The sequence below is a fragment of the Stenotrophomonas sp. 82F1 genome (assembly GCF_056861525.1).
In genome coordinates this window covers 1-14,670 of the sequence record NZ_JBSPUD010000039.1, presented here as the reverse complement: position 1 = coordinate 14,670, position 14,670 = coordinate 1, and the positions used below count along the sequence as shown (strand labels likewise).

Annotated in this window: 8 protein-coding genes; 3 read left to right on the top strand and 5 right to left on the bottom strand. The window is 67.8% G+C overall.

The genetic code is table 11. The annotated features are described in order from the left end of the window. Positions 1-85: 85 nt before the first annotated feature. Both AC13GI_RS21540 and mrcB read right to left on the bottom strand, forming a co-directional pair. Positions 86-622 carry a hypothetical protein gene (locus AC13GI_RS21540; RefSeq protein WP_482997292.1) on the bottom strand — a complete coding sequence of 179 codons (537 nt, stop codon included), beginning with the start codon at positions 620-622 and terminating at the stop codon, positions 86-88. After that, the gene (gene mrcB, locus AC13GI_RS21535) at positions 619-3,060 is read right to left on the bottom strand and encodes a penicillin-binding protein 1B (protein ID WP_482997291.1); all 2,442 of its coding nucleotides are present in this window, start codon (positions 3,058-3,060) and stop codon (positions 619-621) included. Before mrcB ends, AC13GI_RS21540 begins: the two co-directional genes overlap by 4 nt. A 95-nt stretch (positions 3,061-3,155) precedes the next feature. On the opposite strand from mrcB, the gene AC13GI_RS21530 reads away from it, so the two are divergent. After that, positions 3,156-5,255: a glycosyltransferase gene (locus AC13GI_RS21530; protein ID WP_482997290.1), complete on the top strand. Its 2,100-nt coding sequence runs from the start codon at positions 3,156-3,158 to the stop codon at positions 5,253-5,255. Here the strand turns inward: AC13GI_RS21530 and AC13GI_RS21525 are convergent. Continuing rightward, complete coding sequence (locus tag AC13GI_RS21525; RefSeq protein ID WP_482997289.1) at positions 5,252-6,817, bottom strand: coiled-coil domain-containing protein; 1,566 nt, start codon at positions 6,815-6,817, stop codon at positions 5,252-5,254. The genes AC13GI_RS21530 and AC13GI_RS21525 overlap by 4 nt on opposite strands. 30 nt (positions 6,818-6,847) lie before the next feature. Next, on the bottom strand, positions 6,848-9,004 hold the full coding sequence (locus tag AC13GI_RS21520) for a bifunctional (p)ppGpp synthetase/guanosine-3',5'-bis(diphosphate) 3'-pyrophosphohydrolase (RefSeq protein WP_099818832.1): 2,157 nt from the start codon (positions 9,002-9,004) through the stop codon (positions 6,848-6,850). A 130-nt stretch (positions 9,005-9,134) separates the two neighbouring features. Here AC13GI_RS21520 and AC13GI_RS21515 point away from each other — a divergent pair, with 130 nt between their 5' ends. Next, on the top strand, positions 9,135-9,671 hold the full coding sequence (locus AC13GI_RS21515) for a hypothetical protein (protein ID WP_100553291.1): 537 nt from the start codon (positions 9,135-9,137) through the stop codon (positions 9,669-9,671). Between the two features lie 107 nt (positions 9,672-9,778). Here the strand turns inward: AC13GI_RS21515 and hrpA are convergent, their stop codons facing one another. After that, complete coding sequence (hrpA, locus tag AC13GI_RS21510; protein WP_482997288.1) at positions 9,779-13,864, bottom strand: ATP-dependent RNA helicase HrpA; 4,086 nt, start codon at positions 13,862-13,864, stop codon at positions 9,779-9,781. An 86-nt stretch (positions 13,865-13,950) separates the two neighbouring features. Between hrpA and AC13GI_RS21505 the strand changes: the two genes are divergently transcribed. After that, positions 13,951-14,499, top strand: a complete 549-nt coding sequence (locus AC13GI_RS21505; RefSeq protein ID WP_049468393.1) for a Dps family protein — start codon at positions 13,951-13,953, stop codon at positions 14,497-14,499. Positions 14,500-14,670 lie beyond the last annotated feature (171 nt).

The window sequence follows — 14,670 nt, the reverse complement described above, 5'->3', positions numbered from 1 at the left end:
CGCCCCACCCACCCGGCCCATCACGACCATCCATCAGTGCGAGTGCGTGCCGCAGAGGGGGCAGCGGCCGATGGAGGGGAATACCTCAGTAGCGCTTGATCCCCGGCACCGTGCAACCTTCGATCTGCGCATGCGCGGACACCGCATTCTCCTTCTCGCCGCGTGCCAGGCGCGCCTGCTCGATCGTCGCCCAGTGCCGGCGGCACAACGGCCCCGTCTTCGACCCCAGGTCCACGGCCTTGCGCGCGAACGTTTCCGCCTCCGCCCACTGGCCCTGCAGCAGCGCCAGTTCCGCGCGTTCCTGCAGTACCGACGGATCACCGGCCACGATCTGCAACGCCTGGTCCAGGCTGGCAGCCGCGCCGGCCAGATCACTGGCCTGGCGCTGGCTCAGCGCCGTCTGCCGCAGATCCTCCACCTGCGAATCGCGCAACGGCTGCACCGACAGTTCCTTGTCATCCGGGCCGGCTGCGGCTTCCACCGCTGCCAGTCGTTGTGCGGGCGTGGTGGTGTCCACCGGCTTGACCACCTGCGGCGCGCTGCTCACGCAGGCCGCCAGGGCCAGGCTGAGGCCACTCAGGACCAGGGGCTGGAACAGCAAACGGATAGTCATCGGCATCATCGGCTTGGAGGAGGAGTCGCTGCAGCGGATGCTGCGGCGGGTTCAGCGGCGGGTTCCGGTTTACGGTCAAGGCCGAACCAGCTGCGCCAGCCGCCGCCCTCGCCTTCGGCACCGCCCTGCGCGTCCGGCACGGCGGCCGGTGCACATGGCTCGTAGGCAGGCGCATAGCCCACCACGAACGGGAAGCGGCGTGCGCCCGGGCAGCCTTCATCGGTGCTGTTGGTACCGGTCGCCGCAACCGGCTGCCAGTCGAGGCCCTTGTTGCTGACCTTCAGCGGCGCCGTCGGCAGACGCTGGAAGATGCCCGACCACACCCGCATCGCGCCGGTGGCGCCATACAGGCCGGCCTGTTCGTTCTGGTCGTTGCCCATCCAGATCACCGCCAGGTGGTCGCCGGTGTAACCGGCATACCAGCTGTCGCGGCCATCGTTGGTGGTGCCGGTCTTGCCGGCCGGCTGCAGGCGACCCAGGCCATCGGCATTCAAGCGCTGCGCGGTACCGCTGGCCACCACCTGCTGCAGGCCGATGCTGATCAGGTTGGCGGCAATGGAGTCGCCCTCCTGTGCCGGTGCAGGCGTCTTGTCGTAGCGCTTGAGCAGCTTGCCCTGCGGATCGAGAACGCCACGCACCGCGTGCAGCGGCTGGATTTCGCCGCCCGATGCCAGGAACTGGTACAGCTGCGCCATCGCGTACGGGCTCTGGTCGGTCGAGCCGAGGATCACCGCCGGATTTGCCTCGGCCTTGATGCCGGCCAGCACGTGGATCAGCTGGGTCACCCGTTCCGGGCCGACCTGCATGCCCACGCGTACCGTGGCCTGGTTGTAGGAATGAGCCAGCGCATCGATCAGGCGCACGGTGCCATGGCTGCGGTTGTCCGCATTGCCGGGATTCCAGTTACGGCCGCGGCTGAGCTGCACGGTCACCGGTGAATCGTCGACCCAGCTGGCCAGCGAGTAGCGGTCCGGCTGCGCGAGTGCGAGCAGGTACACGAACGGCTTGAGCAGCGAGCCGACCGGGCGCTGCGCCTCGATGGCGCGGTTGAAGCCGACCTCGGATACTTCGCGGCTGCCGATCACCGCCACCACGTCACCGTTGTGCACGTCGGTCATCACCAGGCCGGCCTGCAGCTCGGGGCGACGCTTGCTTTCCAGCGACTTGATGGTGCGCGTGACCGCGCCTTCGGCATAGGCCTGCGCGGACGGCGACATGCCACTCATCACGCTCAGGCCGGCGCCCTGCAACGCAGATTCCGGATAGTCGTGGCCAAGCTGGCGACGCACCAGGTCGACGTAGGCCGGGAAGCGGTTGGCTGCCACCAGGCCCGGGGTCTTGGGCACGCCCAGCGGCGCCTTCAACGCACGCTGGTACTCGGCATCATCGATCAGGGTCGCCTCGTGCAGTTTGCCCAGCACGAAGTTGCGACGGTCCAGCGCACGCTCGGGATTGCGCCGCGGGTCGTAGTACGACGGCCCCTTGACCAGGCCGATCAACAGCGCGATCTGCTCGGTTTCCAGCGAGGAGAGATCACGGCCGAACCAGAACTCGGCGCCAGAGGACATGCCGTGGATCGCCTGGCTGCCGCGCTGGCCCAGATACACCTGGTTGAGGTACGCCTCGAAGATGGTGCGCTTGTCATAGCGCGCTTCCATGATCAACGCGTACAGCACTTCGTTGAATTTGCGGGTGACGGTCTGTTCCTTGCCGATGCCGAGCAGGCCACTGCGGGCCAGCTGCTGGGTCAGGGTGGAAGCGCCCTGCCGGCTCTGCCCACCGGAGCGGACCGTCACCCAGACCGCGCGCGCGATGCCGGACAGATCGATGCCGTGATGGCGGTTGAAGTCCTTGTCCTCGACCGCCTGCAGGCCAGTGACCAGCAGGTCCGGGGCCTCGTTCATGCGGATCAGGCGGCGCTCTTCCTGCTTCTGTCCATACAGCGTGGCGATGCGTGCAGGATCCATGCGGGCCGCCTTCAGCGCCTTGCGGCTGTCGGCGTCGCGCAGCGAGGCGATGCTGCCACCGGACAGCGACAGCTCGACCCGACGCGGTGCGACCTGGCCATCGACGTCGTTGTAGCCGCGGCTGGAGATGACGAAGCGCCCGCCCTGCACCGCATAGGTTGCCGGTTCTTTGCCCTGGCCATCATCGCGATAGGCCGAGGCGGCCAGTTCGGTCTTCAGGGTCGCCGCATCCATCGCCTTGCCGGGCAACAGCACCAGCGGGCGTGCATAGACGCGCGTCGGGATCTGCCAGCGCAGTTCACCGAAGCGCTGCGTCACCTGTTGGTTCAGGTACAGCGTATAGGGGATCAGGAAACCCAATCCCAACGCGACCGCCGCCATGCTCCAGGTGATCAGCCGGCGCCGCCAGAGCGGACCGGTGTCCTGCTGGTCGTCGTCGTCGAAATCGTCGATATCGTCTGAATCGTAGCGTCGGGGCACGGGAATGCGACAATGTAGGGTCTGGCGAGTCTACCCCAGCCGCTGCGGCAGGCGAATTCTCCCGGCCCCCCTGCTTAAGCTGGAGTTGCAACCGGATGGCGATGTCCCTGGCCGAAATCCGCTACCTGATCAATCGCCTGACCGGGCTGGCCCGCCGCAGCCTGGCCAGCCTGCGTACCCGCGGCTGGCGGGCCACCTGGCAGCGGATCCGGGTGCACACCCAGCGCGCCGTTCCAGCACCGCGCAAACCGCTGTACCTGCCACCGGCACAGCCGTTCGCTCCCTTCGCGGTGCCCACCAGCGATACGCCGGAAGTAAGCATCGTCATTCCGGTCTACAACCACGTCGACCATACCCTGGCCTGCCTGCGCGCCCTTGCCGCGCACCCGCCGTCGGTGGCCTGCGAGATCCTGGTGGTGGACGACGGCAGCAGCGACGCAACGGTGCAGTGGATGCCGCAGATCAGCGGCCTGCGTTACGAAGTGCGCGAGCGCAACGGTGGCTTCATCGAGGCCTGCAACGACGGCGTGTCGCGCACGCGCGGCCGCTACGTGGTGCTGCTCAACAACGATACGGTGCCGCAGCCGGGCTGGCTGGAGGCATTGCTTGACACCTTTGCGACCGTCGCCGATGCCGGCCTGGTCGGCAGCCAGCTGCTGTATCCCGACGGCCGCCTGCAGGAATCGGGCGGGGTGATCTTCGGCGATGGCAGTGGCTGGAGCTACGGCCGTTTCGAAGCGGCCGATGACCCCCGCTTCGCCAGCCTGCGTGACGTCGATTACTGCTCCGGCGCCGCGCTGATGCTGCCCCGTGCACTGTGGCAGCAACTGGGCGGCTTCGACACCCGCTACAAGCCGGCCTACTACGAAGACACCGACCTGGCGTTCCGCGTGCGTGCGCAGGGGCTGCGGGTGCTGGTGCAGCCGGCCAGCCGGGTGATCCACGATGAAGGCACCAGCAACGGCACCGATACCGGCAGCGGCGTGAAGGCTTACCAGGTACGCAACCAAGGTGTTTTCGCAGCCCGATGGGCCGCTGAACTGGCCTCTCATCCCAAGGTGGGGGAAGTGCCCTCGCCTGCGCTGCTGCTGCGCGGCCGGCGCCAGGTGCTGATCCTGGATGAGGAAGTGCCGCGCCCGGAACGCGACTCCGGCTCGCTGCGGCAGGTCAACCTGATCCGCCTGCTGCTGCAGGGCGGCGCCCACGTGGTGTTCGTGCCCACCCGGCGCGAACACGGCGGCGTGGCGACCGAAGCCCTGCAGCGGATGGGCGTGGAAGTCTGGTACACGCCCTTCCTGGACGGTGTCGCAGGCTGGCTGCGCCGCCATGGCACCCGCTTCAACGTGGTGATGATGGTGCGCCACCACGTCGCCAACGAATGCCTGCCGCTGCTTGAGCGCTACGCGCCGCAGGCCCGCACCGTGTTCGACACCGTCGACCTGCACTACCTGCGCGAACGCCGTGGCGCGGAAGTGGCGGGCGATGCCGGCCTGCTGCGCAACGCCGAACGCACCCGCGCCAGCGAACTGGCAGTGATGGACCAGTGCGACATCACCGTGCTGGTCAGCGCTGCCGAGCGCGAACAGCTGCAGGCCGATGCACCCCAGGTGCGGGTGGAGCTGATCTCCAACCTGCATGAAGTTGCCGGCGCGGGCGCACCGTTCGCGCAGCGCCACGACCTGGTGTTCGTCGGCGGTTTCCGCCACCCGCCGAACCTGGATGCGATGGAGTGGTTCATCGGCGACGTGTTCCCGCACATCCGCGCGGCGCTGCCGCAGGTGCGCCTGCATTGCATCGGTGCAGGCGCACCGGAGACGCTGCTTGCCCTGGCTGCTACCCAGCCGGGTGTAGTGATGCATGGCTTCGTCGAAGACATCGTTCCGTACATGGACGGTGCCCGCATCGCCATCGCGCCGCTGCGTTTCGGCGCCGGCGTGAAGGGCAAGATCAACCTGAGCATGGCCCATGGCCAGCCCGTGGTCGGCACCACCTGCGCGGTGGAAGGCATGCACCTGCGTGCCGGCCAGGATGTGCTGGTGGCCGACGATGCAGCGGGCTTTGCCGAGGCGGTGGTCCGCCTGTACCAGGACCCTGTGCTCTGGCAGCAGCTGGCCGCCGCTGGCCTGGCCAACGTGGCCGAGCACTTCTCGCTGGATGCCGCATCGGCAACCGTGCAGCGGGTGTTCTTCGACTAGTCGATATGACCGCCTGCGTGCCGCAGTCGGTCCTCGAACGCGGCAAGCTCGGCCAGATCCGGCTGCAGCCGCCGCACCTGCTCCACGGCCGAGGCCGCGAATTCCACATCCCCGCGGCCCAGCCGTTCGCTGCCGATCGCCAGCCAGCGCTGGGCAAGACGGGAACGCGCATCGGGCAATCCTGCGGCGGTCGGCGCCAGCGTCTGCCACGCCTGCAGGCAGGCGCCGGCGGCCTGCACCCGGTTCTGTCGCAGGTTGTCATCGAAGCAGGACCTGCTGGCGGGCAGCAGGCGCGCTGCCGCCGCCTTGACCCGGCTGTCGCGCGGCGCCAGTGCCTGCGCTTCGCGCAACGCATCGAAGGCGCTGTGACCGGGGGGGCTGATCCACTGCCCGGCACGCTCGGCACGATCGATCTGGCGCAACCGATCACGCAGCTGGCGCTCACGCTGGACAGCGCTGATGCCCGGCTGCTGCAACGACTGGCGTGCCTGTCGCGCACGCTGCAGGCGCTGTGCCAGCTGCTGCTGTGCCGCCTGCGAGGCGCCCAGCCCCGTCGCGAGCGCAGCGTCCTTGTCGGCCGCCTCGAACTGGAAGTCGTCGGCCCGCTTCTGGCTGCGCGCCAGCAGTGCCTGCACGGTCTGCTCGCGCCCACGCAGTGCAGTGGGATCATCGGCGGTGACCGCCAGCACGGCCTGGAAACTGTCGGCAGCCGTCTCGAGCTGCTGTCGTTTGAGCGCACGCTGACCTTGCTGCAGCCGCTGGTCGACGGCCTGGGCCAGCGCTTCCTGGCTGGCAGGAAGTTCGGAATGACCTGCATCGAACTGGCGTGCGCGCTGCAGGATCGCAGCCGCCGTGGCCAGTTCGCCGCGCGCGGCCTGTGCACGCGCCTGCTGCAGCAGATCGCTCAATGCGTCCTCGCGACCTTCCAGCGCAGGCAGATTGTCCGGCTGCAGCGCCAGCACACGCTGGAACAACGGCAGCGCGCTGCTGTCGCCGTCGTCCAGCCGCCCGGCTGCAAAGGCATTGCGGGCCTGCGCAAGCAGCGCGCCGATGCCAGCGCCGGCACGACGACGCGCCTGCAGTTGCTGCGCCACCGCGTCTGCCTCGGCACGCGGCACCTGCAGCTCACGCGCCAACGCCAGCGCCTGCGCACTACCGTCCAGGTCGCCCGCCTGCAGTCGCTCACGCGACTGCTGCAACGCTGCCGCGCCGGTGCGGGCCAGTCCCTGCCGCGCCTGCGGGCGGTCGCCATCCAACGCCAGCACCGCCTGGTAGCGTTCGCGCGCGCCGCTGCCGTCGGCCGCAGTCAGGCGCCCGTCGGCCAGCGCGCGATCGCCCTCGGCCAGCAGTTGCTCTATCTGTGGCTCATCCCAGAACCAGTCGGCCAGCGGCTTGCGCACCAGCACCAGCAGCACGAACACGGCTGCAGCCGCCAGCAGCGCCCAACGCCATACCCGGCGTGCATGGCGCGCCTGCAGCCACCACCAGCGGCTTTCACGGCGAACGCGATCGAGCGCCGGATGTGCGGCGCCGTGTGAGCGATGCGGGGGCTCGCGTTCCATGCGTGCAGGGTAGCCGGGGCAGCGTGAAGCTCAGCCCAGACGACGCGCCTCACTGACGCCCGGCAGCGCATCGAGCTTGCCCAGCAGATTAGACAACTGGCCGTAGTCGCTGACCTTCAGCCGCAGGCGCAGATGCGCGCGGCCGCTGTTGCGGACGTTGTCGCTGTGGATGTCCAACACGTAGGCGTCTTCCTGTGCGATCAGGTTGGTGATGTCCTTCAGCAGCCAGCGGCGGTCAACTGCCTCGACCACCACATCCACTTCATAGCCGCCGCCGGCCTGGCCCCATTCCACCGGCAGGATCCGCTGCGGGCTGGTCGCAGCCAGCCGCGCCAGTGCGACGCAGTCTGCACGATGCACCGTGACACCCCGGCTACGGGTCAGGTAGCCGACAATCGGTTCACCGGCCACCGGCTGGCAGCAGCGCGCCAGCTGCACCAGCAGGTTGCCCACGCCCTGCACGGTGAACTTGGACTTGCCCAGGTTCTCGCGGCGCGCGGTCGGCCGCGGCAATGCCGCCGTCGGCGCCGGCTGGCTGGCCGCACGCTCGGCTTCCAGCAGCGAACGGCTGACCTGGTTGGGGCCGGTATCGCCCAGCGCGACCTGGATGTACAGGTCGTCGACACTGTCGGCATGGAACTTCTTCGCCGCCGCGGACAGGTCCGAATGCTGCAGGCCCAGCCGCTTCAGTTCGCGCTCCAGCAGTTCGCGCCCTGCCTGCACGTTGCGCGCACGGTCCAGCTTGTGGAACCAGCTGCGTACCTTCTCGCGCGAGCGGTTGCTGGCCAGGAAGCCGTTGGCCGGCATCAGCCAGTCGCGGCGCGGGTCGGCCTCCTTGCCGGTCAGGATCTCGACCCGGTCCCCACTGCGTAGGCGATAGGTCAACGGCACGATGCGGCCGTTGACCTTGGCCCCACGGCAGCGGTGCCCGACCATGGTGTGCACCTGGTAGGCAAAATCCAGCGGTGTGGCACCTTGCGGCAGGTCCAGCACCTCGTCCTTCGGGGTCAACGCGTAGACCCGGTCTTCGGTCAGCTCGGCATCGAGCGCGCCGGCCAGTTCATTGCCCTGCCCGTCCTGTGCCTGCTCCAGCAGCTGCCGCATCCAGGTGATCTTGCGATCGAACGACTTCTCCGCGCCCTTGCCGCCTTCCTTGTACTTCCAGTGCGCGGCCACGCCCAGCTCGGCCTGCGCGTGCATGTCGTGGGTGCGGATCTGCACTTCGATGGTGCGCCCTTCCGGGCCGACCACCGCCGTGTGCAGCGAGCGGTAATCGTTGGCCTTGGGGCGGGCGATGTAATCGTCGAACTCGCTCGGCACCGGCGCCCACAGCGCATGCACCACGCCGAGCGCGGCGTAGCAGGCGGCCACGTCGTCGACCATCACCCGTACCGCACGGATGTCATACAGCTGGTCGAAGGCCAGGCGCTTCTTCTGCATCTTCCGCCAGATGCTGTAGATGTGCTTGGGCCGGCCGCTGACCTCCGCACGGATGCCCTGCACGCCCAGTTCGCGCGACAGCACCTTCTTCACGTTCTCGACGTAGCGTTCGCGGGCGATGCGCGTTTCGTCGACCTCGCGCGCGATGCGCCGGTAGGTGTCCGGTTCCAGATGGCGGAACGCCAGGTCTTCCAGTTCCCATTTCAACTGCCAGATGCCCAGCCGGTTGGCCAGCGGCGCATGGATGTCGCGGGTCAACTGGGCCAGCGCGCGGCGCTGCTCCTCATCAAGCTTGTCGGCCGCGCGCATGCGCGCCAGCTGCCGGGCCAGCAGGATCGGCACCACCCGCAGGTCGCGGATGATGGCCAGCAGCAACCGGCGCAGGCCTTCGCTGTTGCGGCCCGCCTCGCGTCCGGCGTGCAGGGCCCACACCGGATCGGCCGCATCCTGTCCATCGAGCAGGCCGATCACCGCCGCTTTGTGGCTGCCCAGCGGCAGTGCGTCGAGGTGGACGCGCAGGCCCGGCAGATCGAACAGCAGGGCTGCCACCACGGCGCCCTCGTCTGCCGAGAGCATTGCCAGCGCATCCAGGGTATCGCCCAGCACCGACCAGCTGGCACGCATCTGTGGGTCGCAGTCCGGCGATTCCCAATGCCCGCGCAGGGCCTGGCGCAGCGGAGCCGGCAGCACGGCTGCCGAGGGACGGTTCAACAAGGCATCCAGGCCGGGGACGGAAGCGCGGTTCACAGCATCGAGCAGGCAAGACAGAAGCCCCTACACTAGCGCCGCAGCCGTTCAGGAACAATCGCCGCGGCCACCATCGCCGGGAATGTGGACATGCCGCTACACTCGCCGACATCCACCGGAGAGTTCCGCCATGCCTTCGATCACCCTGCCTTTCCGCCCGCGCCTGCTGGCCTGTGCCGCCCTGCTGCTGTCCCTGTCGGCGCCCGCCCTGGCCCAGCGCGTGGTGCAGGGTGACCTGCAGCAGCAGATGTCAGCAGCCGAATTCAAGGCCGCTGGCCTGGACAAGCTCAATGCCGCCGAGCTGGCGACGCTGAACCGCTGGCTGCAGGGCAAGGTTGAAGCCGCTACCACCGAAGCCGTCGCTGCGGTGCGCGAAGAAGCGCGTGAGGAAGGCCGCCAGGAAGTGATCGTGAAGAACCGCGGCTTCTTCGACTTCGGCAGCAACGAGCCGATCAGCGGTGTGCTGCAGGGCGAGTTCCGCGGTTTCGGCAAGGGCCGGATCTACGTGCTGGACAATGGCCAGCAGTGGGAACAGACCGATGCCACCTCGGTTTCCGGCGTGCGCAAGCAATCGCCGAAGGTCAGCATCAGCCCCGGGGTGATGGGCGTGTGGTACCTGAAGGTCGAAGGCGTGAACACCCAGCCCAAGGTGCGCCGCACCAAGTAACGGCGCCATCGGCCGCTACCGCCGAGACCGGCAGTAGATCCACGCCATGCGTGGAAGGCATTGCGCGTGACCCCACCGGCGAGCACCCGGCGGGGTCACGCGAAGGGTTACGACGCCTGCCGCAGTGCGCTCACCCGCTGCGCCAGCTTCTTCGCCGAAATACCGGTACGTGCGCCCAGCTCCTGCGCGAACAACGACACCCTCAGCTCTTCCAGGTCCCAGCGCAATGCCTGCCACTGCGGGCGTTCGCGCAGGCCCTGCTGCTCGCCCACCTGCAACGCCTCCAGGAATGGATGCAGTTCCAGCATGCGCGCCTGGTCGCGTGGCGGATCGCGCTTGGCACGTTCGGTGCGCAGGATCATCGCTTTCAGGTAGCGCGGGTACTGCGCCAGGGCATCGGCCGGCGTGTCACGCAGGAAACCCGGATGGATCAGCCCAGCCAGCTGCGCTTCCATGTCATCCAGATTGCCGCGCGCCCAGCCCATCAACGGCGCCTCCAGCATCGGCTTCAACTCGGCCACCAGGGCAAGGATCGACTCGGCCAGCTTCAACCGCTGCATGGCCTCGCCGAACAGCGCTTTTGCCGCATGTTCGCGACGCTGCTCGAATGCCGCCGCATCGCGGATATCGCCCAGACCATCAGCCAGCACGGCATTCAGCGCCGCGTCGACCAGATCGCCACGCAGGCGTTCCTGGGTTTCGATCGAGGCGTACAACAGTCCGGTTTTCGGCGCGACCGGCAACTGCTTGCGTGCCTGCTTGATCTTCTCGCCCAGGCCGATCTCCAGCAGCCGGCGCACGCCGAGCGGGTGTAATTCCTCGGCCTGTTGGCGATCGGCGTAGATACGCAGTGCGACGCTGTCCCCTTCATCCTTCAGCGCGGGATAGGCCGGCACGCCGGCTTCACCCGGTACCTGCAGCGGAATCGGTGTGGCCGGGAAGGTGCGCAGGCCGTCGGCCGCCATCTCGCGCCCGGCACGTGCGGCGAATGCATCGCCGGCACGGCCGCCGAACTTCGCACGCAGCGCATCCAGGTCGCGCGATGTTGCCAGCACCTTGCCCTGCTCGTCGCGCAGGCGCAGGTTCATGTGCAGGTGCGGCTCGATTGAACCGGGCTCGAAATCGATCGCGGCCACGCTTGCCCCGGTTGCCCGTGACAGGAAGCGCGCCAGCTCGCCGGTGATCGCATCGGCGCTGGGCTGCGGGAAGGCCTCGTAGAACGCACGCGCGAAATCCGGCGCCGGCACGTAGTTGCGCCGCATGGCCTTGGGCAGGCTGCGGATCAATGCCGCCGCCTTGTCGGCAACGAAACCGGGCGCGAGCCATCCCAACTGCACCGCATCCAGAGCGTTGAGCAGGTGCAACGGAACGTCCAGGGTCACGCCGTCATCCTCGGCGCCCGGCTCGAAACGGTAGTGCAGCGGCAACCGTGCCTGGCCCAGGGCCAGGTACTTCGGGTAGCGCTCCTGCTCGCTGCCTTCGCCCGGCAGCAGATCCAGCAGCGACCAGTGCAGGCCCTTCCGCTGTTCCGGCGGCAACGCTTTCCACCACGCATCCAGCGCGGAGGCGGAATGAATCTGCGGCGGCACCCGGTCCAGGTACCAGCGTGCCTGCCAGTCTTCGTCGGCGACGATGCCGGCGCGGCGCAGCTTGGCTTCTTCCTCGCGCGCCTGCTCCAGCACCTTCTGGTTGTCGGCCACGAAGCTGGCACGGGTGTTGATTTCACCGGTCACCAGCGCCTGGCGCACGAAGATGTCGTGCGCTTCGCCGGCATTGATACGGCCGTAGTGCACCGGCTTCTTCGGTGCCAGCACCAGCCCGAACAGACTGATCTGTTCGGAGGCCAGCACCTGGCCCTGCGCACGCGACCAGTGCGAATCGAAATGCTTGCGCAGCAGCAGGTGCGGTAGTTCGGCAATCACCCAGTCCGGCTCGATTGCCGCCAGGGTCATGCCCCACACCTTCTGCGTATCCAGCAGGTTGGCTGCCAGCAGCCACGGCGGCGGCCGCTTGGACAGCGTCGAGCCGGGGAACGGCAGGAAACGGCGCTGGCGCGGCGCCTGGAAATCGCCCTTTTCGCTGCGATGGCCGATCTGCGTGGGCAGGCCCGCCACCAGCGCCCGATGCAGGGTCTGGTAGGCATTGGCGCGCGCGCGCTCGCTGTAGCCGCCGCCCTCCGGAGCCTGATCTTTCTGTGCGCGCGCAGCAACCGGTGCCGGCGTTGCTTCGGCCTTGCCCTCGCGGGCCAAGCGCGCGGCACGATGCAGCTGGCCACGGGTTGCCTTCACTGCAGTGGCGTCATCGCGTGCGACTGGCGGGGCACTGCTGCCAGCCAGCAGCGGCGCCATCGATGTCTCGTTGGCTTCTTCCTTCCAGCCCAGCTCCTCGCACAACAGGCGCAGCTGCCGATGCAGCTCGCGCCATTCACGCATGCGCAGGAACCCAAGGAAGTGGCGGCCGCACCAGTCGCGCAGCTTGGACTGGGTCAGGTCTTCATGGGCCTGCCGGTAGGCATCCCACAGGCGCAGCACACCGACGAACTCGGAGCGGCCGTCAGCGAACTGCGCATGTGCGTTGTCAGCGGCGCCACGCGCTTCGGGCGGGCGCTCGCGCGGGTCCTGGATGCCCAGGAACGAGGCGATCACCAGCATCGGCCGCAGACAACCGGCCGCCTGCGCGGCAACCAGCATGCGTGCCAGCTTCACGTCCACCGGCAGGCGCGCCATCTGCTTGCCGATCGCGGTCAGATGGCGCTCGCTGTCGATCGCCCCCAGCTCGGTCAGATGCTGCCAACCGTCAGCGACGGCCCGCTCATCCGGCGCCTCAAGGAACGGGAAGTCCTCGATGCGGCCCAGGCCGAGCTGCAGCATGCGCAGGATCACCCCGGCCAGGCTGGAGCGACGGATTTCCGGATCGGTGAACTCCGGCCGCGCCTGGAAATCGGCCTCGGCATAAAGGCGATAGCAGATGCCCTCGGCCACGCGGCCACAGCGGCCCTTGCGCTGGTTGGCGCTGGCCTGCGAGATCGGCTCGATATGCAGGCGGTCAAGCTTGTTGCGCGGGCTGTAACGCTTGACGCGGGCGAAACCGGGGTCGACCACGTAGCGGATGCGCGGCACCGTCAGCGAGGTCTCGGCCACGTTGGTGGCCAGCACGATGCGCCGGTTTGGACCCGGGTTGAACACCCGGTCCTGGTCCTGGTTGGACAGCCGCGCGTACAGCGGCAGCACCTCGGTGTTGCGGTATTTGCGCCGTTCCAGCGACTGGTGCGCATCGCGGATCTCGCGCTCGCCCGGCAGGAAGATCAGCACGTCACCGCGCGAATCCAGGCGGGTGATTTCATCGATGGCCGAGACAATGGCATCGTTGACCGTGCGCTCGCCCTGCTCTTCGCCCTCGCCTTCCAGCGCGCGATAGCGCACCTCCACCGGATAGGTGCGGCCTTCGACACTGATCACCGGCGCGTTGTCGAAATGCTGGGCGAAACGCTCGGTGTCGATGGTCGCCGACGTGACGATCAGCTTCAGGTCCGGGCGCTTGCGCAGCAGCTGCTTGAGATAGCCCAGCAGGAAGTCGATGTTGAGGCTGCGTTCGTGCGCTTCGTCGACGATGATCGTGTCGTAGTTCGACAGCCAGCGGTCGCTGGCGATTTCGGCCAGCAGGATGCCGTCGGTCATGAACTTGATGCGTGTGTCTTCGCCGACCTTGTCATTGAAGCGCACCTGGTAGCCCACCAGCTGGCCCAGCTCGCTGTGCAGTTCCTGCGCGACGCGACTGGCCACCGCACGCGCGGCGATCCGTCGCGGCTGAGTGCAGCCGATCATGCCCGCCTGGCCACGGCCGGCGGCCAGGCACAGTTTCGGCAGCTGCGTGGTCTTGCCCGAGCCGGTTTCACCGGCGATCACCACCACCTGGTGGTCGCGGATCAGCTGGGTGATGGTCTCGGCTTCACGCGCAATCGGCAGCTGAGGGTCCAGAGTAATGGCCGGCTGTTGTTGCGCCCGCGCCTGCCGGCGCTGCACCGAAACCTGCAAGGCCTGCTCGAAACTGGCGGCCAGCGCCGCATCCTGTGGCTTGGCCTGGCAACGCGAGAGCATTCCCAGCAATCGTCCACGGTCGCGGCTCATTGCGCCGTCGATGGCGGCACGCTGTTGGCGCTGGCGGGACTGCGGCATTTTGTCGATAGCGTTCATCAATCGGTTCGTTTAAAACTTTGAATGCGACCAGTCATCAAGACTGATTTATTGTGAAGGCCAACGATTCCACAAGGAGGAACCCCATGGCGAAGACCAAGAGCACGACCAAGCCCAAGACCGGCAAGCAGAAGCTTGCGGCTTCCGCGCCGTCGGCCCCCAACATCGATATCGGGATCACCCAGGGCGACCGCAAGAAGATCGCCGACGGTTTGGCGCGGTTCCAGGCCGATGCGTTCACGCTCTACCTGAAGACCCACAACTTCCATTGGAATGTCACCGGGTCGATGTTCAACTCGCTGCACACCATGTTCGAGACGCAGTACACCGAGCAGTGGGCGGCACTGGACGATGTGGCCGAGCGCATCCGCGCACTGGGCTTCAATGCCCCGGGCTCCTACCGGGAATTTGCTGCACTGACCTCGATCGTCGAGGAGCCGGGCCTGACCGACAGTGCGGACTGGCGTGAAATGGTACGCCAGTTGGTGGTCGCCAACGAAGCGGTATGCCGTACGGCACGTGAAGTGCTGGATGTGGCCTCCAAGGGCGACGATGCCCCGACCGAGGATCTGATGACCCAGCGCCTGCAGACCCACGAGAAGTACGCGTGGATGCTGCGCTCCCTGCTCCAGTAAGCGTTTGGGGTTTCCGGCAGGGCTGCGCCCTGCACCCGCAGAGGCAACTGCAACGGCAACGGCCGAAGCAAAAGCTGGTTTCCTGTGGGTTGGCGGGGTGGGGCCGGTGGCAGGGGACGCCGTAAACCCGTCCTTGGGGGCTTGGCCGCGGCATCCATGCCGCGGACACCC

What these genes read in the sequence shown, in the direction of transcription:
- AC13GI_RS21540 (WP_482997292.1), bottom strand. Translation starts at nt 622, where the DNA reads ATGATGCCGATGACTATCCGTTTGCTGTTCCAGCCCCTGGTCCTGAGT.
- AC13GI_RS21530 (WP_482997290.1), top strand. Translation starts at nt 3,156, where the DNA reads ATGGCGATGTCCCTGGCCGAAATCCGCTACCTGATCAATCGCCTGACC.
- AC13GI_RS21525 (WP_482997289.1), bottom strand. Translation starts at nt 6,817, where the DNA reads ATGGAACGCGAGCCCCCGCATCGCTCACACGGCGCCGCACATCCGGCG.
- AC13GI_RS21515 (WP_100553291.1), top strand. Translation starts at nt 9,135, where the DNA reads ATGCCTTCGATCACCCTGCCTTTCCGCCCGCGCCTGCTGGCCTGTGCC.
- hrpA (WP_482997288.1), bottom strand. Translation starts at nt 13,864, where the DNA reads ATGAACGCTATCGACAAAATGCCGCAGTCCCGCCAGCGCCAACAGCGT.
- AC13GI_RS21505 (WP_049468393.1), top strand. Translation starts at nt 13,951, where the DNA reads ATGGCGAAGACCAAGAGCACGACCAAGCCCAAGACCGGCAAGCAGAAG.